Raw genomic sequence first — 22,447 nt, forward strand, 5'->3', positions numbered from 1 at the left:
GGCCGGTCGCCTATGCTCTGCCTAGTGCTGCACAGGCTCAAGCTGACGCTGCAAATCCTGCACATAGATCTTGCGCTTGTGAATGCGGTCGCCAAAATACTCCGCGAGTTTCGCCTTTGCCATGTGCGCCAGGTTCTGCACCTGCTCAAATCCGTGATACTTGTTGCGCCACTGCTGCTGCGGAAAGTGATAGCGGATGACCGAATTCTTCAGAGCGTGCTTGTTCGTCGGATGGCGTAGAAAATCCGGGTTGTGCAGCACAAAGTCGATGATCGGGATGCGCTGCCAGGCCAGCATGATCTCCGGCGCGCTGAAATAGAAGTACGGCTCGTGCGGCAATTGGTTGCGGCGGCAGAATTCGAGTGGCGTGGTGTAGCTGATGTCCATACTGAGATACGGGTCGGCGGCCGTCAGCACGGGCTTGCTGGTGTCGACCTCGAACAACTGCTCGCCACCGGCCAGCACCGCCAGGCCGCCCATCTCCTCCACCAGTTCCATCTCCTTGATCATCATGAATCGGAAAGGCTCGATGGCGGCGTAGCCCTGGGAAACGTAGCGTTCAATCTCGTCGCGCACAAAGTCGAATACGTCGAGCTGATGAAGCTTGTGCGTCACGCGGTGCGCCTTGCACCACTGCTTGGCGTATTCAATATCGTGCGAATTCTTTCCGTCGGCGAACTCGATGGTCAGCACCTGGAACGGAATCTGCCTGCGCAGGAAGATCTCGCACATCGTCTCGCTGTCCACGCCTCCGCTGGAGCAGAGCCAGATGGGGCGGCGCGTGGATTCGGCGATGCGCACCGCCGCCTGCTCCAATTCCTGCATCCAGCTTTGCGGCTGGCGCGTGCAGTGTGAAAAGCCGAACTCGGACTCATGCGTGGGGAAGCCGGGCGCTTCTCCGTGGTAGCGAAAGTTCTGAAGGCTGCCCATGAAAGGCATTATAAGAAGAAAACTGGAAAAGTGGTATACCGGTATGCCAGAGAGTGATACACTACTTTCGTGCCAGAGGCCCAAGGCCTCCGCGCCGCATCCAGTGCAGAGGTAACCCCCATGAGTGCGCTTAAGAAAGTACCGAATTACGTCGTCCTCTTTCTGATGTTTCTGCTCACCTTTACCCGCACCACCTTTGCCCGTGTCTTCCCTGCTCTGCGCCACCACCCACAGCCTTCGGTGAAGGTTTTTGCCCTCTCCGACCAGGCCTGGGCCGACCTGCGCGCAGGCGCCGAATTCCAGGACACCAAGGCCGCCACCGACGACAAGAAGGCGGACGAGCAGAAGGACCAGAAGAAGGCCGACGACGCCAAGAATGACTCCGCCACACCGGCGGAAAAGCAAGACCAGAACAAAGACAACGCCAAGAGCACCGAACCGAAGGAACCCGCCAAGGCCCCTGATACGCAGAGCCCTGGCGGCGGCGATGGTGACCTCGGCGGAATTGGTGGTTAATTCTCTCTCGTAGTACTTCCGATGCAATGCCTGCGCAGTAGAAATTGAAGCCCGTCGATGCGACGGGCCTTTTCTTGTCTCCGATGCGTTCGTGATCCGCACCTGCAAGGACGCCCCTGAGACTGCGCCACCCCGGATGTGCAGTGGGACAAGCGCCCACACTTCGCTCGTCGCTGTGCCTCGCCGTGCAGCACGGCCTCCTTTCACCTATCAGCTACGCCACACCTCGCACGTCTTCTCCTTCACTGCTGCAAACAAAAAAGGGGATGGTGCCGAAGCACCATCCCGAAGTGAGTACCGCCCGTCTTGGAGGTTTAAGGCAGGTAGTAGCGCAGCGTGGTGTAGACCACCACGTTGCTGCCCGTGGGAGCCGTGCCCACGCCACGCCACAAGCTGCGATGGAAGTAGGCCACCTGGTTGCCGTACTGCACGGTTCCGGCCGCTCCCTTGTAGAAGCGGTACCAGAAGCCGCCCGTGGCCTCGTAGATGTTCTTGTTCGAGCCCGCGCAGGAGTTGATCGCCACCTCGTTGGTGCAGGAGGCGAACGACGTCAGCGGAGAGCCGTAGCCAGCGGCGGTTCCCGTCGCGGTCACCTGCGCCAGCCGCTGCGCATATTCATCGCCACCATAGGCGAAGAAGTCCACCTTCGGATTCGGATGGATTTCAATGCCGCCCATGAAGTGCGCTTCCCGCAACGGCAGCAGTTCGCCGGTGATCGGGTTCAGCGTATTGTCAGGCAAACCGGAGGCGCCATAACGGCCAATGCCGCGGCCGATGAGACCTTCGCCGACAATATCCACCTTCTTGGCCACCACGGGGAGAATGAACGCAGCACCAATGCCGCCGCCGTAGCTCACGTTGCTCTTCGCCTCGGTGGTTGCCGTGGCTGCAACGCGGTCGCGGAAGGTGCGGCCGATCAGTTTGATTTCATAGTGTCCCCAACCCGGCTCGATGGCGATCTTGCCGAGGAAGTCCGGCAGCTTGTTGGCCGCTACGCCGCTGCTGTAGTTGGCCGAGTACGGAAGAATCAGCACGCCGCTCGCGTCTGTGGCGCTATTGGCCAGGCCCATCAGGTTCGCCGGCGCAACGCCGGTCACGGTGGTCTCCGGGTTGGCCACTTCGACGGCCGCCCACACCTTGTTATTGAAGTTCTTGGTGAGGCGAACACCGGCCTGCCGCACGAAGTTGTAGCCGACGTGGTAGTTGCCATCGGCGACCAGGGGGAGGAACTCCGTGCGGAGGGCGATGCCCTTGCGGTTGGTGGTGATCAGGCTCCAGAACTGGCCGGCCGACACCGTCCATCCGCCAGGGAACTCAGCCTGCGCCCATGCCTGGCGCAGACGCGGCACCCACGCGTTGACCTGCACCTGGTTGGAAGTTGGCGCGGCACCGAGGAAGTCCATTTCGTAATAGCCACTGAGCTTCGTTGAGCCGGCCTTGCCTTCTGCCAGCAGCGTCAGGCGGGAAGCACGGGCACTTCCGCGGAACTCGGTGAGGTTTGCGTTCGAAGAATGATCAAGCGGCGAGGTCGTGTAACCATTGGCAATGTCGGCATTCTGGTTACGCGCACGGACGACAAAGTCGGTTTCGAGGAAACCGCCCGGCGTCAGCGTCAGGCCCTTGTAGCGCAGCGTGGTCGGCTCTTCCAGCTTCTTCACGCGCGTTTCCGTGGCGGCAATGCTCTGGGTGCTGGTGGCCACCACAGTCTTCACGTTGCTCAGGTCGCTCTGCACCTGCTTGATTTGCGTGCTGGCCTCATCGGCCGTGGACGCTTTGGCGCGAGCTTCCTGCGCCGCCGCTTCCGTCTGCGACAACTTCTGCCGCGTCTCCTTCAACTCCTGCTGCGTCTGCTGAAGCTGGTTCTGCAACTCGTCGGTCTTGGCCTGCTGCCGAAGAACCATCTCCTTCAGCTCCTGCATCGACTGTTCGGTAGCCGACGGAGCTTTTGCCTTCTTTGCCGCGACATGCTTCGCCGCTGTTTTGCCAGCCTGCGGACCTTCCGCCGCGCATGGCAATGTACAACATAACCCGCACAATAAGACTGCTATGGCACCACGATGAACGGGATGTAGCATGATTTCTCCTTATATGACGTGCAACGCCGCCCGCCTGGGCAGCGTGCTCTCGACTTCGAGCTTCGCAACTGCTGCAACTGCTTTTGCGGCGTCGTCCTGTGGCTCATTTGGCGCAGAGCTTCCCCTGCGCGCGAAAGGCCACGCTCTCGCGCCACGTCAAATCCGTGTTTCTACTGTTCGTTGAGCCTGTGTTGAGGAGACGCGTGCGCACGAATATTCCGCGCCCAAACACACGCCTCGACGTGGGCCGGACAACGCATCCAGCCCACACCGCTTCCCTGCCAGAGAAATTAGCCCGCCCCGGCGGATACCAGGAACTGCCGCGCACGATCTCCTGTGCATTCACGTGCGCGGCGCGAACCTGCTCCCCCAGCCGCGGGCGGCTGCAATGCCGGGCTTCCGGCTATGGGTGCTTGCCAATCCGCTGCGAGTGGCAGCCGCCGCAATCCATCTTGCCGCGGGTGTTCTCCAACATGCCGCCGCGCTCGTGGCAATCCATGCAGCCTTTGGTCTCGCGCGGGAAGACAGCCAGAATCGGCTTCTTCGCCACCTGGTCGTTGAGCAACTGCACGCCCTTGTAGGCGACCGAGGCCGCAATGGTGGCGCAGCGCTCCACGCGCTCCGGCGAGTAGGTCTTCTTCTTCGACGCCTTGCACCAATTGGAGACCGACGAGTGGCAGAGCGGCGTGGTGGAGACCGAGTGCACCTGCGGGAACTTCATGCCCGTGGGCTTGAAGTTCGGCAGCGGCTCGGCTTCGTACCACGCGAACAACGAGTCAATGAGCGGCCCCGGCGTGGGCGAGAGCAACTGGAACGCCGCCGCGGCGCCCGACAGCGCGCCGCACACCGTGCCCCAGCCGTTGATGCCGCCAGCCCCAAAGCGAAACATCAGGAACGGAAAATCCGTGTAGGGTTCGCCGAGCTGATCGGCAACCGCGCCGGCAATGGCCTCGAAGGCGCCGTACATGCAATCGCCCTTCTTGAACGATTCAAAGGCGCGCTGCCCGATAACGGCAGGATCGAGCGGCTTGTAAGGCCAGGGCATCTGGCGCAGCTTGCTCGCGGCGACGGCCTGCGGCGCATCGTTCGTTGCGCTCAGCAGAACCTCGGCGCCCAGCGTGACGCCAACCACGCCGCCCATCAGCTTGAGAACGTCTCTACGGTTTGACTCACTCATGCATTCTTCTCCTGATCTTTCGGTGCAACGGCCGCCCCGGCGGCAAAGTCCTCCGCGAGAATCGCGGCCGCGAGGCGGTACAGCGGATGGCGCGCATGTTTGCCCATGCGCTCGGCGAGCGCCAGGGCGAAAGCCGTCAGGTGCTTCGTCAGCAGGACGACGCGCAGCTCCTGCGCGTAGGCGACGGTATCGGCATCGCCCTTGTGGCCCGCTTCAAGCTCTTTTGTATAGAGAAACGATAGAAACTCCAGTTCCACCGCGATGTGGTCCAGCGGCAGGCGGAAGTCCTCGGAGAGTGTGAGCCCCGCGTCCTGATAAAGGCGCGCCACCTGGAAGGTCGACTCCTGCATCAGGCGGCCCTCGCGGTAGACGGACTCAAACAGGTATGCCAGGCGCGGCTTGGAGGCAAAGAACAGACGCGTGTAATCACGCTCCAAGGTCAGTAACGCCTCGGCGGCGTCGCCTTCCACTGCGTGCGCACAGTCCGTGCTCAGCGCGCGCATGGCCTCGCTCGGAGCCTTGCCGGTGGCCTGCTCAAAGGAACGCAGCAGGGCGTCCAGCATCGCTTCCTCGTGTAGCATGCCGTAGAGCGTCGCGTCCGGATAGTTCATCACTTGCGCGAGCAGTGAATAGTGAAGTGCCTGTTGTTCGGTGTGCGTGGCTTCTCCGCTCGTGCACGGAGTAGCCGCAACTTGCGCTGTCATCGACATAGAAACCTCTTGCGTGCAAAGCCCCGGTCGGGCGAACCCGGCCGGGGCCTGCTGCTTGCTTAGTCGTTCCCCGTGCTGGCGTCCTGCTCGCTGCGTGCCACGTCGTCACGCCGCTCGGTCAGCTTCTGCAAACCGGCCAGGGCCATGCCCGCCACCAGTGGCAGCGCGCCCAGCTTCATGCCGGCTACATGTTTGCCACCGTGCTTGGTAGCGGCGACCACCGGGTACCCGAGCGTCGCGGGCGCTTCCTTGGTGAGGATGATGAAGTGCGTTCCACCATTCTCCTTGGCGCCGTAGATTTTCAGGTTCCCCTTCTTGGCAGTCTCCTGCGCCAAGGCCAGCATCGGTGCAAGTTCGCCGAACTGCAGCGCCTTCGCCGGGCAGGCCTCCACGCACGCCGGAGCCTTGTCTTCCACCAGCCGGTGCGCGCACATGTTGCACTTCACGGCCTTGCGCGTCACCGTGTCCAGCTTGATGCCGTGGAACGGACAGGCCGAGACGCAGTGTCCGTCGCCAGTGCATTTGTCATTGTTGAACAGGACCGCGCCGTATTCCGACTTGCTGAGCGCGCCCGCCGAGCAGGCCTGCACGCACTGCGGGTCGGAGCACTGCATGCAGCGCTGGTCATACATGCCTTCGTCCTTGATCTCGACAAGGTTGCGGAAGGTCCCTCGCGCCGCGACATCGTGCTCGCGGAATTCCTGAATGCAGCGATAACTGCACGTGTTGCACCCGGTGCAGTAGGTGCTGTCGTACAAAATGGCATATTCTTTCATCGCTTGTTCCCTCTACGCTTTCTTCAGGCTGACGTACACGTCTTCCACCCAGCCCATGCCAAGCGGGTCCAGTTTCTTGCTCATCATCGGATCCTTCTGCGGAACCAGATCGCCGTCGCGGTAGCCGAATCCCTTGGCGTACCGCAGGTTCTTCGCGCGGTGGCCGATGCCGTGATACAGCAGCACGCAGTCCTCGCGCGTAATCCGGCTCGTAAGGTGCAGCTTCGCCTTCACCGGACGCGGCAGGTCCTTCATGTAGCGCGGATTGCTGGTCAGGATGACTTCATCGCCTTCCTTCAAGCCCAGCTTCTCCGCGTGCTTCTTGCTCACCCACACGCAGTCCATGTAGTTCTTGGTGGTGATCTGCTTGAGCACCGGATTGTTGATGAAGTTCGGATCGGCGTGCATGTACCACGGAGCGCGCGTCACCAGCATCGAATAGCGGTACTCGCCCTCCGGTGCCTGCCAGCGCGCGTGCCAGTTGGGCAGCGCGTCGTGCCCCACCTGCGTGAACTCGTCGAGGAACATGCGCACACGTCCGTACGGTCGGCCGTAGCCGAACTGGCGGATGTGCTTGTAGTTCTCATACGGCTTGTCGTCGATCCAGAAGGCACCCTTGGCGATGAAGTCCTTGGTGTTTTCCGCTGCGCCAACCTGCCGCACGGCCACATCGGTGATGTTCATCGGATAGGCCTTCTTGGGGTCGCCGCTGCCATCCGTGGTCCAGTACTCCGGAGCCATTTCCAGACCCATGCGGAACGCGATGTTGCCCCAGCCGATGACGTCGCCCGCCGGCTTCTGCACAGGCGCGCCGCCCACCAGGCAAGCTTGCTTCGGGAAGTAGGAGCGAACGTCGAGCTTGGAGTCCTCGAATTGATGCGAGGCCGGCAGCACGTAGTCGCACCAGTAGCCGATGTCGTCGAGGAACAGGTTCCAGTCAACCACCAGGTCCTTGTTCTCCAGGCCCTTCTCAACCATCTGCGGCTGAATTGTTGCGAACATGCCGCGGTGCGGGTTCACAAAGAAGACGACCTTCGCGCGGTTGGTCTTGTACAAGCCCCAGCCCACCATGCCGTAGTGACCCGGCGCCGAGAAATCCTTGTAGCGATAGATGTTGTTGGTGACCGGGAACTCCGTGCGGAAGTCCGCCGGTGTAGACGGCAGTTCCGGATACGGCTTGTTCGGGCCGCCGAGGTCTTCGAACCACGGAATCTTCACGTCGTGCTGCATCAGCACGCCGCCCTCGTGGTCGATGGAACCGAGCAGCGTATTGACCACGCTGATGGCGTGGCGCAGGCGCCAGCTGTTGGCGTAGTTCGGGCCAGCAGCGTCACGCTTGTTGGAAGGAATCATCGCTTCCGGCGCGTTTGCCGCCAGTTCGGTTGCCATGCGGCGGATCGCTGCGGCAGGCACGTCGCTGATCTTCGACGCCCATTCCGGCGTGAAGCTCTTGGTCGACTCACCGAGCAGTTGCAGCACAGGCTTGGCCGTTACTTCCTTGCCGTCAACCGTGACCTTGTACGGGCCGCCCGCGAGTGCAGGCTCCTTGCAGTCGTTGATCGACTCGGCCTTGCCGCTCGCTGTATTCCAGCCCATGAAGGCGCCGTCTTTGGTCTTGAGCGCCAGCTTGGTGTTCACGTCCACCAGCGCCGGAGCGTCGCTGTAGTTCTTCAGGAAGTCCGTGTTGTAGCCCTTGCTGGCAATGATGGTGTGGATAATTGCCAGCGCCACCGCCAGGTCGGTGCCCGGCTTGATCGCGTGATACTCGGTTGCGTAAGTATCGGCGTAAGGCGTGCGCATCGGGTTCAGGATGACGATCTTGCCGCCTCTGCGCTTCACTTCCGCAAAGTGGTTGAGCAGCGCGGCCTTGCCCAGCTTGGTCATGGAGTCATAACCAAACCACACCTGGTACTTGCACATGTCGAAGTCGAAGGCCGGCACGTGGTGCGAGGGCGTGTAGGTGCTCGAATAAACCGAGTTCGGCGGGTTGGTCAGCGTCAGGCAGTTGATGTAGTAGTGCGTGCCGAAGCACTCGGTGCGCTGGTCGCTGCGGATAACGCCGAGCGATTTGCAGATCTTGTTGGTGGCCGGGTTGCCCGGCGAGCAGATCAGAATCTCGTCGCGCTTGTGGTTCTTCATCACGCGGATGATGTCGGTCACCGCGTCGCTGGATTTCACCGTCACCCAGCCCGGGTCCTCGTCCGTGCCCTTCTTGGGGTTGGTGCGCTTCAGGGCCACCATCAGGCGGTCAGGATCGTAGAGCGAATCCACGTAGCCGAGCGCCTTGATGCAGTACTTGCCCTTGGAGACCGGGTCTTCCGGGCGGCCTTCAATCGTCAGTGCGCGCTCCATGCCGGTCTTCGGGTCGATGCCCACAACAACGTTGAAGAAGCAGTTGGCTTCACAGGCGCGGGCGCACACCTGCGGAATCCTCTTCGTGACTTTGACTGCGTACTCTTCCTGGGGATGGCGCTTGAATTCGCCAACCTGTTTCAGGTTCTGGAAGGGGAAGCCGGCAAATGCCGGGCTCACCGCTGCCACACCCGCGAACTTTAGAAAACCTCGCCGGGATAGAGGCTTGTTTTCGTCCATGATTTCTCCTCACGACCACTTACGCGAATGAATGCCGCAGGCTCTCTGATGTGCACCTGCTTTTCATCACTTTCAGCATCCCCCTGCCGTGCATGCCTGCCCACTCGGGCATTTACGAGGTGTGCCAACTGAAATTACGGGTTCAACACCACGGGGTTCGGCTCCAAGGCAGGTCACATGGAGCGGAGACGCCACATTTCCGCCGTGCCGAGGAGACTGGATTGTGCGGGAAACAAAGGTGGTAAACTTACGCGCAGCCATGAACTTGAAGAAGGAACAGCAATCGCTTGACCGCACCACCGAAAACGCCGGTGCGCTCTATTCGCAGATCGTCGACCGCATCAAGCAGTGGGTTCGCGAAGGCGATTTGAAGGAAGGCGATGTGCTCCCCTCCGAGCGCGAACTGGCGGAGGTCTTCGGCGTCAGCCGCGTGCCGGTGCGCGAAGCCCTGAAGTCATTGCAATTGCTCGGCATTGTCTCCAACGTTCGCGGCCAAGGGGTGGTCATCCGCAAGGCTCCAATCAGCGACGTCATCAGCAACATGGACCCGCTGCTCGATCCCGTTGCGCGCCTCTATGATCTGTTCGACGTGCGCGAGGCCATCGAAGGCCTTGCCGCCGGGCTGGCCGCACAGCGCCGCACGCCCGAGGAGCTGGAGCGCATGGAAGAGTACATGGTCGAGCACGAATTGGAGATTCTGCGCGACCGCCCGGTGCGCCAGGCCTCCGTCAAGTTCCACAACGCGGTCATCCTTGCCTCGCGCAATGAGATTGTCATCCGCATCAATGAAATGCTGCACACCATGTTGCTGCATTCGCGGCAGGAAACCCTCCGCACCCGCAAGCAGCGCATGGAGGCCCTCGCCGGACACCGCAAGATTTTTGACGCCATCCGCAGGCAGGACGCTGACGCGGCCCGTGCCGCCATGCTTCACCACCTGCATGACGTCCGCCACATGGTGCCCACGTTGAGCGCCAGCGCCTCTGCCTCCCGCAAAAAATAATTGGCACGTTTGGGGAATAGTGGTATACCAGTATACCGATGGAGATCCCCCATGCCGCTGCCAAGCATTCTTCACGCCGATGACCACCGCATGATCACTGATTCCCTGCAGGTCATCCTCTCCCGGCACTTCGCATACGCCGGAAACGTTGGTGATGGCCGTGCCCTGCTGGATGCATTCGAGACCGCGCAGCCCGATGTCGTCCTGCTTGATATTTCCATGCCGCTTCTCAATGGGCTGGACGCCGCCGCCCTGCTCAAGAAGTCTCGACACACTGCCAAAATCGTCTTCCTTACCATGCATCGCGAGGTGAGTTACGCCGCCAAGGCCTATGAGCTCGGCGCTTCCGCCTACGTTCTCAAGCACTCATCGCCGGAAGAGCTGATCGGCGCCATCAACATCGCGCTGCGCGGTGAAAAGTATGTTCCCCCGGTCCTGGCGGGGCCGCTGCTCGAACAGTTCCGCACCGCGCCCGCCGGAGGTGCCTCGGAAGTTCGCCTGACTCCGCGCGAGCGTCAGGTGCTCCAGTTGCTCGCCGAGGGCCGCTGCGCCAAGGAAACCGCTTCGGTGTTGAACATTTCGCCGCGCACCGTTGAGTTTCACAAGTACCGCATCATGGAGGACTACGGGTTGAAGAGCACGGCAGAGTTGGTTCGTCTGGCCATGCAGGAAGGCCTTGTGAGCTAAGCCGCGTGGAGCCGCGCCGCCTGCTGCGTTGCATGCAGAAGCCGCACAGACTCCTTGCCGGAGAAGAGACGCCATGACGATTCCTCAACCTCCGTTGCAACTCCTGTTCCCCAGCGCCACGGATAAGCCGCTCGCCCCGGACCCGGTCAAGCGTCTCCGCGTGCTTCGCCTCTCCGTCACTGGCCGCTGCAACTTCCGTTGCTGCTACTGCATGCCTGCGAGGAGCGGCACGGCCGAGCAGCCGGACCCGGCACTGCCCCTGCAGCAGCTATTTGCCCACACCGCGTGGATTTTGAAACACACGCCGATCGAGCGCGTGCGCCTTACCGGCGGAGAGCCGCTGGTGCGCCCGCAGGTGGAGGACTTGGTGCGCAACCTCCGCACTCTGCCGCAGCTTCGCGAAGTCTCGCTCACCACCAACGGCACGCTGCTCGAAAAGAAGGCCGCTGCCTTGAAGGCCGCCGGCCTCAGCCGGGTGAACATCTCGCTCGACTCCATGAACCCCACGCGTTTTGCGGAGATCACGCGCGGCGGACGCCTGGAGCAGACGCTACGCGGAATTGATGCCGCCCGCGATGCAGGCTTCCAGCCCATCAAACTCAACACGGTGCTTCGCCGGTCAACATGGAAGGATGAACTCTACCCGTTGCTTGACTACGCGGCCGCCAACGACTTTGAGCTGCGCTTCATTGAACTGATGCGCACCGGCACCGAGCGTCCATGGTGCGAATCGGAGTTCGTGGCCGTGGATGAGGTGCTGGCGTGGCTGATGCGCCGCACCGTAGTTGAACCCATCGTGTCCGTCGGCCACACTCCGGCGCGCAACACCCGTATTCTCTGGCGAGGCCACAGTATCACCGTCGGCTGGATCTCGCCGCGCTCGCATCCCTTCTGCGCCGCCTGCGAGCGGCTGCGCATGGACGCCACGGGGCAGCTCCGCCGCTGCCTCATGGACCCCGTCACGCTTGATCTCCCTGCCCTGCGCACTCACTCCGACGACGAGTATTCCATCGACGGATTTCATCAATATTTGTCAGGAAAGCATGCGCCTCAGCAGATGGATACGGAGTACGTCATGAGCCGCATCGGCGGATGAGATCAGCGGCAGGCTCCCTTCATTTCTGAGGCATCCCGCACCTTTTGCGTGGCGCGCTCGCCGAATCCTCCGGGAGGAACCCGCATCTTTTATAATAGGAGGAATGCGCAACCAACGTCACAATGCGGCTCTGTCGTGCCTGCTCGTGCTGGCGTTGCTGTTGCTCGGTCTCACGCCGTCGGTTCGGTTGAGGCCCGCCGCGCCCGGAGAGGTACGCCCGGCTGTCGCCTCCGTAACCAGCTCCGCGCCTGCATTCTCATCGCTGCCCACGCGGCCGCCCAACGGCGTCTACCGCTCGCAGCATGCCAGTGGAGCAGCTTTCGCACACCTGGCAGCACTCGTTTCACTCCCCATCGCGCACAGTGCCGTCGCCGCACTTCTACATACGCAGCCGCAACCGCTACGTCCGGCCTCTACGGATGTGCGCACCGTTGCTTCACGCGCTCCGCCGCAGTTCTCCTCATCGCTCAGCTAACAACCCTCAGGCCTCGTGCCTGTTCGCCAACCTGTCAGCCCTGATGAGGTGATCTATGCTCGCATCGAAAATTGTTGTATTGGTCATGACCCTGATCGCCGTAGCGTTCCTGGTGTGGGTGGAAATTCGCTCGCGCCGCAACGGCCCCATCGTCGAAACGCCGGAGACGGCGGCACCCGCCGTGCTGCCGCCGGCCAAATCCGGCAAGCGCAAACGCTAACTTAGGAATCTGTAAATATAGGCCTCCCGGGCAGGTTCAATGCCTTGCCTCGGGAGGCCTCACTCTCGCTGCCGCCGCACTGTCCCTGCCCCACGGCGGGGAGCCGCACTCGCATAGGCTCGCCAGTCGCTGCCTACGCTTGCAGGCTCTGGGCCTTGAATTCGGCCAGTGATATGCCCAGGCGTCGCATTTTCGCAATCAGCGTGCTGCGCTTCTCTCCCAGACGGAGGGCAGCGCCCCGCGGACCGGACACGATGCCGTTGCACTCCCGCAGAGCATGCAGGATGTGGTCCTTCTCCGTGCTCTTGAGCGTCGCAATTGGTTGCGGCCGGGTATGCGTCCAGAACGGAACCAGTTCTGCCAGAGGCACGTTCAACGTCGCGCCCTCTGAAAACAGCTGACCCGCAAGAATGCTGAAGGCTAAAACCGAGTGACCATATCAGTGTCACCGTCAAACTGGGTGCAGGTCCGGTCAAGCCAAAGATCAATTGCTTTAAAAGATAGAAACGGCTCTATGAGAGGGGTGAGTACCTTGGCTTGCCAAGGTGCTCACATCAAATCAATTTGTACAGGCGCAGTCCACAACTGACAGCAGACAACATGCCGCAGTGAAGATAGATCTATTCCTATTCTCTATCTTTCCATTCCTCGTACCAGGCCATCTGGATCGCTTCCAGCTTACCCTCGGTCGACTTCTGCGGATCGTCGCCGAACTCCGCCAGCGCCGTAACCTTCTTGTGCAGGTCGGTAAAGCGCACCTCCAGCGGGTTCTCCTCCGGGTAGGCTTCGGCCAGCGCAATGCCAATGTCTTCCGCGTTGTCCCAGCTCAGCTTGGCCATTAGTGGTCTCCGCCCTCGCTCACGTAGTTGCGGTTCCACGAGGGGATCTCGACAACAATCTCACCGGGCTTGGTGATGACCGCCTGGCAGCCCAGCCGCGAGTTCAGTTGCAGGTCGGCCGCCATGTCCAGCTTGTCGGCCTCGTCATCGTCCATCTCGCTGATGAGTTCCTTGCCCTTCTTCACCACCACGTGGCAGGTTGTGCACGCGCAGTTGCCACCGCACGCGTGCTCCAGGTGGACGCCGAAGTTCATCGCCACATCCAGCAGCGACTGCGGCTTGCCATGCTCCTGGTACTCCAGTTTGCCGTGCTCAAACTCCACCGTCTGCCCACCGGGGAGGAACGTGACCTTCACCGTCTTTTCCGAAGCTGCCGTCGCCGTGTTGCTCTGCTTTTCGTTTTGTTCGCTCATAGGTTCGCTTGTCTTATTCAAACTCTGCTTTGCCAATCGGGTGCGGCGCCGCCGGTCCCTCGTCGCGGACCTCGGTCATGTTCTTGCCGCGCAGCGCGCTCGTCACGGCCGTGTCCATCATCAGTTCGGCCAGCCGCATGGTTGCCTGGTTCAGCGCGTCAATCGCCCCGCGAATTGTCTTGTAGTCGCTGCCTGCGCGCGCCGCATTCAGCTCGGCCTCAAGCCGGTCAATCGACGTGCGCTCGTCCTTGCTCAGTAGTTGCCATGCTTCATTTGCACGGCCCTTGCCGAGCGCGGTCAAAATCGTCTCTGCCTCGTTGCGCGCCTCAATCACCTGGCGCTGCTCAAAATCCTGCTCGGCAAAGTCGAACGACTCGAGAATCATGTTCTCCACCTGCTCGTCCGTCAGGCCGTAGCTTGGCTGCACGTCAATCTCGGCTTCCTTGCCGCTGCGAGCCTCGCGCGCCGAAACATGCAGGATACCGTTGGCGTCGATCAGAAATCGCACTTCAATGCGCGGCAGTCCGGCCGGCATCGGAGGAATTCCCTTCAGGTCGAACCGCGCCAGCGAACGGCAATCCTTCGCCAGCTCGCGCTCGCCCTGCACCACGTGGATTGCCACGCTCGTCTGCCCTTCAACACCGGTTGTAAAGTGCTCGGTTGCCGAAGCCGGAATCGTCGAGTTGCGGTGGATGATCTTTGCCACCACGCCGCCGAGGGCTTCAATGCCCAGCGAAAGCGGCGTCACGTCCAGCAACAGCATGTCTTCCGTGGCCGCGCTGCCGCCGCCCAGAATGTTGGCCTGCACCGCCGCGCCCAACGCCACCACCTCGTCCGGATTGATGTCGCAATGGGGTTCGCGCTGGAACAACTGCTTCACCAGTTGGCGCACCAGCGGAATGCGCGTGGAGCCGCCCACCAGCACGACCTCGTCAATCTCCTGTGGCGTCAGGCCCGCGTCTCGCATGGCCTGGCGGCACGGAGCCACCGTGCGCTCCACCACCGGCTCAATCAGCTCTTCAAACTGTGCGCGCGTAATCTCCCGCTGATACTTCACACCGCCCGGAAGGTCGACGTCGATCGTCGCCTGTTCCTTCGAGCTGAGCGCGATCTTCGCCTCGATCACAGCCTTGCGGATGCGCTGCACGGCCTCGCCGCTCGAGCGCAGGTCCAGCTGCATGTCACCGGCAATATCGGTGAGCGCAATGCCGATCAGCAGGTTGTCGATGTCGTCGCCACCCAGGTGCGTATCGCCGTTGGTGGCCACCACTTCAAAAATTCCATCGCTCAACTTCAGGATGGAAACGTCGAAGGTGCCGCCGCCCAGGTCGTAAACCGCCACCGTGCCGTTGCGCTTCTTATCCAACCCATAGGCCAACGATGCCGCCGTCGGTTCATTCACCAGCCGCATCACTTCCAGTCCGGCAATACGTCCGGCGTCGCGTGTGGCCTGCCGCTGCGCGTCGTTGAAATACGCGGGCACCGTGATGACCGCCTTCGTTACCGGTGCGTTGAAAAACCGCTCGGCGTTGCGCTTGAGCTGGCGAAGGATGAGTGCGGAAATTTCCGGCGGTGTATACGTACGCTCGCCCAGCTTGATGCGCAGCACCTCGCCGGCGGCCAAATCCTCGGCCAGGTGGAAGGGGAACAGCTTCAGCTCGTCCTGCACATCTTCCACGCCGCGGCCCATCAGCCGCTTCACGCTGTAGATGGCGCGTTCGGGGGTTTCAATCAGCGCTTTGCGCGCAAGGTTGCCCACCTGTACGTGGCTGTCTGCTTCCAGCGCCACCACCGAGGGCACAAGGTTCGAACCATCTTCGCCCGGGATCACCATCGGCCGCTCGCCTTCCATGTAGGCCACCAGCGAGTTCGTGGTTCCCAGGTCGATTCCTATCACACGTTCAGACATGAGTCCTGTTTTCGAATCTATAAATTTGGAGACTCTCGAATTTCAACACTCTCAAACCGCTCTCGCCGTCGCGATACCGCCGCAATCAGGCGCAGGTTCGAGAATATTGAAATTCCAAAATCCGAAAAATCAATGCGAGGGTCTCAGCCCTCGCACACTTCATTCACGTCGCGCACCAGGTTGCGGATGTAGCTGCGCCGATTCAGCACATCGACCATCTTGTTGAGCGCGCGCTCGCGGTCGGTTGGGCCAATCAGGCCGCGCTCAATCAGCGCATCCCACTGCTTCCACGCCTCGTGCAGTTCGTTCATCAGGGTGTTCATGCGCTCTTCGAGCGTGCGCTTCATGCCCTGCAACTGTTCGGCTACATCTTCGTCGTGCTCGCCCATCTTCTTGTTCGCGCGAGCCTCCTCCAGCAGCATGTTCAGCTCAAACACTTCTTCCAGAAGATCCGGCGGAACAATCTGCTTCTTCTGCGCACCGCTGGCCTTGGCCGCATCGGTTGCGTTCCGCGACTGTTCTTCCAGTTCGCGGCCTTCAAGCTTCAGGAGGTATTCGGTTCGCGAGATTGGGTCACGCAGCGTGCGGTAGGCGTCGTTGAGCTGCGAGGTGAGTTGCAGGCTCCACTCCTGCTCCTTCGACGTTGCCAGCGCGTTCATGTCCGGATGCAGCTTGCGGCTCTGCACGTGGAAGTCGTGTTCCAGCTTCTTGGTGTCGACCGCGAGCTTGCGCTTCAGCCCGAAGAAGCTGAAGTAGTCGGCCGGCAGCGGTGGCTGCACCTTGCCACAGGAGTTGCAGAAGCGCGTGGCACGCATGTCGCCGCAGCTCCAGCACTGGTGCTCGCTCGGGCGCTCCTCCACCTGGAGCGCAATGTTCGTTCCCTGCTTCACGTCTGCCATTATGAGAACGAGCTCCCGCATCCGCACGATTTCTGCGCGTTCGGATTATTGAAGACGAAGCCCTTGTGCATCAGCGTCTCCTGCCAGTCGAGCGTCATGCCGTGCAGGTAGATGAACGACTTCGGATCGACGAAGATGCGCACGTCTCCGTACTGAAACACGCGGTCGCGCTCGCGCGGCTGCGTGTCGAACTTGATCACGTAGCTCAGTCCCGAGCATCCGCCGCCCTGCACGCCAAGGCGCAGCCCGCCTTCTTCCGGCGCAATACCTTCCTTCTGCATCGCCACCCGTATGTGTTCCAGCGCCTTATCGGTAATCGTGATGCCTTTCGGCGGCGCCGCCTGTGGTGCTCCCTGCACTGCTTCCATCTGCATCTCCTGCTGCAACCACGCAGCCGTTATGGCTCGGAGTTCCAGTACAAATTTCTAATCCCTAGCCCCTGATCCCTGCTTTCCTAGCCGTTGTTCTTCTTCTTCCAATCGCCGATGGCGGCGCGGATCGCGTCCTCCGCCAGCACCGAGCAGTGAATCTTCACCGGCGGCAGAGAAAGCTCCTTGACTATGTCCGTGTTCTTGATCGCCAGCGCCTCATCCACCGTCTTGCCCTTCACCCACTCGGTCGCCAGCGACGAGCTGGCAATGGCCGAGCCGCAGCCGAAGGTCTTGAACTTCGCGTCCTCAATCACCTTCGTCTCCGGGTTTACCTTGATCTGCAGTTTCATGACGTCGCCGCACTCCGGCGCGCCTACCAGCCCGGTGCCGACTTCCTGGCTCGCCTTGTCCAGCGTGCCTACGTTGCGCGGGTTGGTGTAGTGGTCCAGAACCTTATCGCTGTATGCCATCCCAATTTCTCCTTCTCTGTTCGGTTGCCGCGCCCACCCCACGCAGGCGCGGTCAACGCTGAATCCTTACAAACCTTCGTTCTGATGCGTCCGGGGGTTATGCCTTTACTTCTCGCGAACCCGGGACATCAGTTCCTTAGTGCTGCTCGCCCGCCGCCCACTTCACCTTCGCCAGGTCCACGCCTTCCTTGTGCATGTCGTAGAGCGGCGACAGTTCGCGCAGGCGCTTCACCACGTCCACCACACGCTTGGCCACGTAATCGATTTCAGCCTGCGTGTTAAAGCGTCCGATGCCGAAGCGGATGGAGCTGTGCGCCAGGTCATCACCCGCGCCCAAGGCCTTCAGCACGTAACTCGGCTCCAAGGTGGCGCTGGTGCAGGCCGAACCGCTCGAGACCGCAATATCATTGATGCCCATCAGCAGCGACTCGCCTTCCACAAACGCAAAGCTGATGTTCAAGTTTCCCGGCAGGTGATGCTCCATGCTGCCGTTGATGTACACCGCGTCGAGGTTCGACATGATCTGTTCGCACAGGCTGTCGCGCAGTGCCGCGTCGCGCTTGGCTTCCTCGGCCATCTCCAGCCGCGCAATCTCGCACGCCTTGCCCAGCCCCACAATGCCCGGCACATTCAGCGTGCCCGAACGCATGCCGCGCTCGTGTCCGCCGCCGTCCATCTGCGCCACCAGTTGCACGCGCGGATTCTTGCGGCGCACATACAGCGCACCCACGCCTTTCGGCCCATAAATCTTGTGGCCGGAGATCGACGCCATATCCACGTTGTCTTCAATTACGTTGAACGGAACCTTGCCCACGGCCTGCACGGCGTCAGTATGGAAGATGATGCCCTTCTCATGACAGATGGCGCCGATTTCGCGGATCGGCTGCAACACGCCGATTTCGTTGTTCGCCGCCATGATCGAAACCAGGATCGTCTTGTCGTCGATCGCGGCCTTCAAATCGTCGAGGCTGATGCGCCCGTCCTTCTGCACCGGCAGGTAGGTCACGCGGAAGCCATGCTTCTCCAGCCGCTTGCAGGTGTCCAGGATTGCCTTGTGCTCGGTCACCTGGGTGATGATGTGGTTGCCCTTCTCGCCGTACATCTCGGCAACGCCCTTGATCGCCAGGTTGTCGCTCTCGGTGGCGCCGCTGGTAAAGACAATCTCCTTTGCCGACGCGCCGATCAGCTTCGCAATCTGCTCGCGGCCGCGCTCCACGGCCTCTTCCGCCACCCAGCCGAATTCGTGGTTGCGGCTGGCGGCGTTGCCAAATATCTCGCCAAAGTACGGCAACATCGCTTCCACCACCCGCGGGTCCGGACGCGTCGTCGCATGGTTATCCAGGTAAATCGGCAGCTTCACGCCGCTCGCTTCGGCCAGTGCTTCCTTCGTGATCGTTTCCGTAGACATCTAGTTCTCCTCGATCTTTGCCGTGTTCCCCGCGGCAACCAACTGCACAAAATTTTCCTGCTCGCCCGTTTCCGCCGGTTTCTGCTGGAACCGGGCTTGAACCTTTGCTTCCGCTGCCGCGTCGCCCGCACCAATCGTCACCAGCGCCACGTGCATCTCCGGCGCCGGAGCCGTCAGCTCCCACACCGTCAACTGCTCCAGAACCTCTTCAATCGTGCGGCTCACCTTGCGCAGCGGCTCGCGCACCGTACAACGGTCGCTCTGCCCGCAGTCGCCCTTGGAGCTGCTGCAACTGGTCAAAAACAGCGGCCCTTCAATGGCACGAATCACTTCCAGCGCCGAAATCGTCTTGGCGTCGCGCGCCAGCACGTAGCCACCGTTGGTGCCTTGCAGCGAAACCAGCAGACGCGCCTTCGCCAGCCGCTGCAGAATCTTCGCCAGCGCTTCCTGTGGAATGCTGTACAGATCGGCCAGGTCCTTGGCGCTGCAGGCGCCGCTGGCCGGGTTCTCCGCCAGGTGCCGCATCGCAATCAACCCGTAATCCGCCTTCTTCGTCAGCTTCAGCATCCTTGCTTCTCTCTGTCCCTCTGCACTTCTCTCGTACTGCCTGCTTCGGACCGCCGCCGCATCCCACTCACGCCGCGCCGTCCGGCTTCAACCTGTCTGCCCTTGTCTCCATCGCTCAGGGCATCATCCTGAGGAGCTTCGCCGCCGAGGATCTGCTTTTCACACCTTGCCCTCGCGCCGCTTGCTCGGAAGAGTCCCCGGCCAATCCCTGCTCGTTGGACTCATTCCAGACCGAATTGGTCGCCAATATTGCCGACTTTTTTGGTCGGCTTTAAGCATAGCCCTCCAAATTTTCGCGCGCAACCGAAAATCGCGCCAGAAACTCAACTATATTTTCTATGGAATCTATAACTTAGATGATAGGCGAGCAAATCAGTCGGATATCCACAGGAGTGCACCGCGAGTCGCCGCTGGCCTAAGAGGCTGCGCCTGAACTTGTAGAAGGTTTTGCCGAGCACCGCGATTTCATGGGTGCCCCAGGTTCGCCGAGCACCGCGAGGCTAACCTGGGATGCGATACCGCACCACGCAAAAAGGCCCTCCCGAATGCGGGAGGGCCTTCGCTTTGAAACTCGAATCTTGAAACTCCACCTAGTCTTCTTCCAACTGCTGCGCCAGGTAGCGCTCGTAGCCAATTTCCTTGATCAGGTGCAGCTGCGATTCCAGCCAGTCGGCGTGTTTCTCCTCGTCGGCCAGCAGCTTCACAAACAGCTCGGCTGTGACGTTGTCGCCCAGTTCGCGTGCCAGCTTGACGCCTGCGTTGTACATGGCCACGGCGTCCTCTTCGAGCTTCAGGTCGCTGGCCAGTTGTTCCTTGACGGTCTGTCCAATGTTCAGCGTCATGGGCTTGGTCATGTTCGCCGTGCCGTCCAGGAACAGGATGCGCTCGATCAGCTTTTCGGCGTGCTTCATCTCGTCGATCGACTGCTTCTTGATGAACTCGCCCAGCTTCTCGTAGTGCCAGTTCTCGCACATTTCAGCATGGATGAAATATTGGTTGATCGCCGTCAACTCCTCGGCGAGTGCCTCATTGAGCTTTTCGATGACCTTCGCGTTTCCCTTCATAGTCCGAACAGTGTAGCCCGCACCCGCCAGCCTGCCAAGTGCGGAAATCGCCACCATCCGCTCCTTTCCGAGCTACGTCAAAGGCCCTCCCACTCGGAAGGGCCTTTGCATCAAAACTTGAAACTCGAAACTCCGAAACTTGAAACTTCTCCTACTCGTCTTCCAACTGCTTTGACAGGTAGCGTTCGTAGCCGATTTCCTTGATCAGGTGCAGTTGCGACTCCAGCCAGTCGGCGTGCGTCTCCTCGTCTTTCAGGTTCGCGAGGAAGACCTCGGCTGTGGCATTGTCGCCCAGTTCGCGCGCCAGCTTGATGCCGGCGTTGTAGGAGGCGATGGCGTCCACTTCCCCCTTGAAGTCGTTGTTGAGCTGCTCCTGCACGCTGGCGCCAATGGTCAGCACCAGCGGCTTGTTCACCACCGGCGTGCCATCCAGAAACAGGATGCGCTCAATCAGCTTCTCGGCGTGCTTCATCTCCTGCACGGCGCGCTTCTTGGTAATCCCTCCGAGCTTCTCGTACTGCCAGTTCTCGCACATCTCGGAGTGGACGAAATATTGATGAACCGCCGACAATTCCTCGGCGAGGGCCTCATTCAGCTTTTCGATGACTTTAGGATTGCCTTTCATAATGCCGCCAGTTTAGCCCAGCTGCACCTTCGTGCCAAGCCTCTGAACTTCGCTTTTCGGCTACAATTCCCGCATGGCACGCTTCACCCATCACCGATTGGAAGGCAGCCTTTGGACGCGCGGTCCGTTCGGCATCGCGTGCGGCGCCGTCCTCATGGTTGTGCTGCTGATGCGTTACCCCGGCTTCCGTTTCTTTTTCGGTGTCAGCGTCCTCATCGGGCTGGTGATTGCCCTCGGACTGCGCTGGTATTACCAGCAGGTGCCGATCAAGGACCCGAACGAGGGCAAGGTTGTGCTGCATCTGAACGACGAGGAACCGCCCCATTCCACTCCCGATGACCGCCGCCCTATCGACCCGAAATAGCATCGCCGTTTCTGGAGTGGCATCTACCTCAAGTAGAATAGGAGTGGCAATTCCCCTCGAAACGAGCCGTACCGGATGGAACAGTACTTTCTTTTGAATAGCCGCAAGCGCGCCGTCATCGCGCTCATCCACGCCTTCTTCTTCCTGCTCATCGCGGGCATGGGGTTGCGCGGAGGCGCCAAGGCGCCGCTCCCCCTGCACACCACCGGCGGCATCATGCTTTACGCCATCTACGGCATTGTTACCACCCTGCTGGTCTGGCTGTTTGCCATGGCCCGCTGCTGGCGCGAGCGCATGTACTTTGGCCTCTGCGCCACCTCGGCGGCGCTCAGCATCCTCCGCGGCATCATTGGCGACCCTGCGGTACACCCCATCCAGCTGCTCAAGGTCCTCATGCTTGTCAGCGGAGGCCTGGCTGCGCTCAGCATCCACCGCTACCACTCGGCCAACCAGCCCGCGCCCGCCACGCCCTTGACGCCGGAAGTCTCCGAAGCCGACTAAGCACTCCGTCCGCCGAAGCTGCGACCTTTCTCCTTCATTCATGAGCCGTTGCTTTTCCTCCGCACCTCCGTGCCCTGCTCCCAACCCGTAGCATCCCTATATAATGAAGCTAGAGTTTCGGAGTATCTGGATTCGGACCCGCAGGAGGGCCCTTCGTTTTGAGCCACGAAGTAGACACGTATTTTCAGGATCTGGCGCGCGCGCTGGAGACCGTTGACTGCACCGGCCTCGACGGCCAGGGGCTGACGCGCGCCGCCGCCTACGACCGCGCCCTCGCCCTCTCGCTGGAGACCATCTCGCGCGGCGACAAGATCATGTTCATCGGCAACGGCGGTTCGGCGGCCATCGCCGCTCACATGGCCATCGATTTCTCCAAGAACGGCGGCATGCCCGCCATGTGCTTCAATGACGGCGCGGCTCTCACCTGCCTCGGCAACGACTTCGGCTACGAAGAGGTCTTTGCCCGCCAGATCGGCTTCCACGCCCATCGCGGCGACCTGCTCTACGCCATCTCCAGCTCCGGCAACTCGCCCAACATCCTGAAGGCCGCGGCCAAAGCCCGCGAGATCGGCTGCCGCGTCGTCACCATGAGCGGCTTCCGCCCGGACAACAAGCTCCGCGCTCTCGGCGACGTCAATTTCCACGTCACCGTCGAGCACTACGGCATCGTCGAGGTGGCGCACACGGCGCTCATTCACGCCGTCGTCGACCTCAAGATCACGCGCGACCGCCTCGTCGCCGCCCAGGGCGCACACTAGCC

General features: G+C 61.2%; 26 protein-coding genes. 9 read left to right on the forward strand and 17 right to left on the reverse strand.

Annotated elements, in window-relative coordinates:
• Nucleotides 1–21: 21 nt before the first annotated feature.
• A complete protein-coding gene (locus AC6IZO_RS09200; protein WP_497804497.1) occupies nucleotides 22–930 on the reverse strand; it encodes an asparagine synthase-related protein in 909 nt (302 codons plus the stop codon).
• Nucleotides 931–1,050: 120 nt separating this feature from the next.
• Between AC6IZO_RS09200 and AC6IZO_RS09205 the strand changes: the two genes are divergently transcribed.
• Complete coding sequence (locus AC6IZO_RS09205; protein WP_497804498.1) at nucleotides 1,051–1,446, forward strand: hypothetical protein; 396 nt, start codon at nucleotides 1,051–1,053, stop codon at nucleotides 1,444–1,446.
• A 314-nt stretch (nucleotides 1,447–1,760) separates the two neighbouring features.
• Here the strand turns inward: AC6IZO_RS09205 and AC6IZO_RS09210 are convergent, their stop codons facing one another.
• The 5 genes from AC6IZO_RS09210 to AC6IZO_RS09230 all read right to left on the reverse strand — a co-directional run bounded on the left by AC6IZO_RS09210 (nucleotide 1,761) and on the right by AC6IZO_RS09230 (nucleotide 8,776).
• Nucleotides 1,761–3,347: a hypothetical protein gene (locus AC6IZO_RS09210; RefSeq protein ID WP_497804499.1), complete on the reverse strand. Its 1,587-nt coding sequence runs from the start codon at nucleotides 3,345–3,347 to the stop codon at nucleotides 1,761–1,763.
• 577 nt (nucleotides 3,348–3,924) lie between these two features.
• Nucleotides 3,925–4,698, reverse strand: a complete 774-nt coding sequence (locus AC6IZO_RS09215; protein ID WP_497804500.1) for a C-GCAxxG-C-C family (seleno)protein — start codon at nucleotides 4,696–4,698, stop codon at nucleotides 3,925–3,927.
• Nucleotides 4,695–5,408, reverse strand: a complete 714-nt coding sequence (locus tag AC6IZO_RS09220) for a TorD/DmsD family molecular chaperone (RefSeq protein ID WP_497804501.1) — start codon at nucleotides 5,406–5,408, stop codon at nucleotides 4,695–4,697. The genes AC6IZO_RS09215 and AC6IZO_RS09220 overlap by 4 nt, the downstream gene beginning before the upstream one ends.
• A gap of 59 nt (nucleotides 5,409–5,467) precedes the next feature.
• Nucleotides 5,468–6,184, reverse strand: coding sequence for a 4Fe-4S dicluster domain-containing protein (locus AC6IZO_RS09225; RefSeq protein ID WP_497804502.1), 717 nt, complete (start codon nucleotides 6,182–6,184; stop codon nucleotides 5,468–5,470).
• Between the two features lie 12 nt (nucleotides 6,185–6,196).
• Entirely contained in the window at nucleotides 6,197–8,776 is a 2,580-nt protein-coding gene (locus AC6IZO_RS09230) for a molybdopterin-dependent oxidoreductase (RefSeq protein WP_497804503.1), read from the reverse strand.
• Between the two features lie 259 nt (nucleotides 8,777–9,035).
• Between AC6IZO_RS09230 and AC6IZO_RS09235 the strand changes: the two genes are divergently transcribed.
• From AC6IZO_RS09235 to AC6IZO_RS09255, 5 genes are all read left to right on the forward strand, one after another.
• A complete protein-coding gene (locus AC6IZO_RS09235) occupies nucleotides 9,036–9,779 on the forward strand; it encodes a FadR/GntR family transcriptional regulator (protein WP_497804504.1) in 744 nt (247 codons plus the stop codon).
• 51 nt (nucleotides 9,780–9,830) lie between these two features.
• Complete coding sequence (locus AC6IZO_RS09240; protein ID WP_497804505.1) at nucleotides 9,831–10,466, forward strand: response regulator; 636 nt, start codon at nucleotides 9,831–9,833, stop codon at nucleotides 10,464–10,466.
• 73 nt (nucleotides 10,467–10,539) lie between these two features.
• Nucleotides 10,540–11,562 carry a GTP 3',8-cyclase MoaA gene (moaA, locus tag AC6IZO_RS09245; RefSeq protein ID WP_497804506.1) on the forward strand — a complete coding sequence of 341 codons (1,023 nt, stop codon included), beginning with the start codon at nucleotides 10,540–10,542 and terminating at the stop codon, nucleotides 11,560–11,562.
• Between the two features lie 103 nt (nucleotides 11,563–11,665).
• The gene (locus AC6IZO_RS09250) at nucleotides 11,666–12,037 is read left to right on the forward strand and encodes a hypothetical protein (protein ID WP_497804507.1); all 372 of its coding nucleotides are present in this window, start codon (nucleotides 11,666–11,668) and stop codon (nucleotides 12,035–12,037) included.
• A gap of 55 nt (nucleotides 12,038–12,092) precedes the next feature.
• Complete coding sequence (locus tag AC6IZO_RS09255) at nucleotides 12,093–12,257, forward strand: hypothetical protein (RefSeq protein ID WP_497804508.1); 165 nt, start codon at nucleotides 12,093–12,095, stop codon at nucleotides 12,255–12,257.
• 133 nt (nucleotides 12,258–12,390) lie between these two features.
• Here the strand turns inward: AC6IZO_RS09255 and AC6IZO_RS09260 are convergent, their stop codons facing one another.
• From AC6IZO_RS09260 to bfr (AC6IZO_RS09310), 11 genes are all read right to left on the reverse strand, one after another.
• A complete protein-coding gene (locus tag AC6IZO_RS09260; protein ID WP_497804509.1) occupies nucleotides 12,391–12,633 on the reverse strand; it encodes a hypothetical protein in 243 nt (80 codons plus the stop codon).
• 250 nt (nucleotides 12,634–12,883) lie between these two features.
• Nucleotides 12,884–13,096 carry a Fe-S cluster assembly protein IscX gene (gene iscX / locus AC6IZO_RS09265; protein WP_497804510.1) on the reverse strand — a complete coding sequence of 71 codons (213 nt, stop codon included), beginning with the start codon at nucleotides 13,094–13,096 and terminating at the stop codon, nucleotides 12,884–12,886.
• Entirely contained in the window at nucleotides 13,096–13,509 is a 414-nt protein-coding gene (locus AC6IZO_RS09270) for a 2Fe-2S iron-sulfur cluster-binding protein (RefSeq protein ID WP_497804511.1), read from the reverse strand. Before AC6IZO_RS09270 ends, iscX begins: the two co-directional genes overlap by 1 nt.
• Nucleotides 13,510–13,522: 13 nt before the next feature.
• A complete protein-coding gene (gene hscA / locus AC6IZO_RS09275) occupies nucleotides 13,523–15,418 on the reverse strand; it encodes a Fe-S protein assembly chaperone HscA (protein WP_497804512.1) in 1,896 nt (631 codons plus the stop codon).
• A gap of 143 nt (nucleotides 15,419–15,561) precedes the next feature.
• Nucleotides 15,562–16,317: a Fe-S protein assembly co-chaperone HscB gene (gene hscB, locus AC6IZO_RS09280; RefSeq protein WP_497804513.1), complete on the reverse strand. Its 756-nt coding sequence runs from the start codon at nucleotides 16,315–16,317 to the stop codon at nucleotides 15,562–15,564.
• The gene (locus tag AC6IZO_RS09285) at nucleotides 16,317–16,685 is read right to left on the reverse strand and encodes a HesB/IscA family protein (protein ID WP_497804514.1); all 369 of its coding nucleotides are present in this window, start codon (nucleotides 16,683–16,685) and stop codon (nucleotides 16,317–16,319) included. Before AC6IZO_RS09285 ends, hscB begins: the two co-directional genes overlap by 1 nt.
• An 86-nt stretch (nucleotides 16,686–16,771) precedes the next feature.
• On the reverse strand, nucleotides 16,772–17,158 hold the full coding sequence (gene iscU / locus AC6IZO_RS09290) for a Fe-S cluster assembly scaffold IscU (RefSeq protein ID WP_497804515.1): 387 nt from the start codon (nucleotides 17,156–17,158) through the stop codon (nucleotides 16,772–16,774).
• 136 nt (nucleotides 17,159–17,294) lie between these two features.
• Nucleotides 17,295–18,566, reverse strand: coding sequence for an IscS subfamily cysteine desulfurase (locus tag AC6IZO_RS09295; RefSeq protein ID WP_497804516.1), 1,272 nt, complete (start codon nucleotides 18,564–18,566; stop codon nucleotides 17,295–17,297).
• Complete coding sequence (locus AC6IZO_RS09300) at nucleotides 18,567–19,133, reverse strand: RrF2 family transcriptional regulator (RefSeq protein ID WP_497804517.1); 567 nt, start codon at nucleotides 19,131–19,133, stop codon at nucleotides 18,567–18,569.
• A gap of 590 nt (nucleotides 19,134–19,723) precedes the next feature.
• On the reverse strand, nucleotides 19,724–20,251 hold the full coding sequence (gene bfr, locus AC6IZO_RS09305) for a bacterioferritin (RefSeq protein ID WP_497804518.1): 528 nt from the start codon (nucleotides 20,249–20,251) through the stop codon (nucleotides 19,724–19,726).
• 97 nt (nucleotides 20,252–20,348) lie between these two features.
• Nucleotides 20,349–20,822: a bacterioferritin gene (bfr, locus tag AC6IZO_RS09310; protein WP_497804519.1), complete on the reverse strand. Its 474-nt coding sequence runs from the start codon at nucleotides 20,820–20,822 to the stop codon at nucleotides 20,349–20,351.
• A 73-nt stretch (nucleotides 20,823–20,895) separates the two neighbouring features.
• Here bfr (AC6IZO_RS09310) and AC6IZO_RS09315 point away from each other — a divergent pair, with 73 nt between their 5' ends.
• The 3 genes from AC6IZO_RS09315 (at nucleotide 20,896) to AC6IZO_RS09325 (ending at nucleotide 22,445) form a co-directional block, all read left to right on the forward strand.
• Complete coding sequence (locus AC6IZO_RS09315) at nucleotides 20,896–21,186, forward strand: hypothetical protein (protein ID WP_497804520.1); 291 nt, start codon at nucleotides 20,896–20,898, stop codon at nucleotides 21,184–21,186.
• 93 nt (nucleotides 21,187–21,279) lie between these two features.
• Nucleotides 21,280–21,687 (forward strand): hypothetical protein, encoded by a 408-nt coding sequence (locus AC6IZO_RS09320; protein WP_497804521.1) that lies wholly within the window; start codon nucleotides 21,280–21,282, stop codon nucleotides 21,685–21,687.
• 158 nt (nucleotides 21,688–21,845) lie between these two features.
• Nucleotides 21,846–22,445: a D-sedoheptulose-7-phosphate isomerase gene (locus AC6IZO_RS09325; RefSeq protein ID WP_497804522.1), complete on the forward strand. Its 600-nt coding sequence runs from the start codon at nucleotides 21,846–21,848 to the stop codon at nucleotides 22,443–22,445.
• The last annotated feature ends 2 nt before the right edge of the window (nucleotides 22,446–22,447 follow it).

It is taken from the genome of Oryzophilus luti (genome assembly GCF_059726245.1).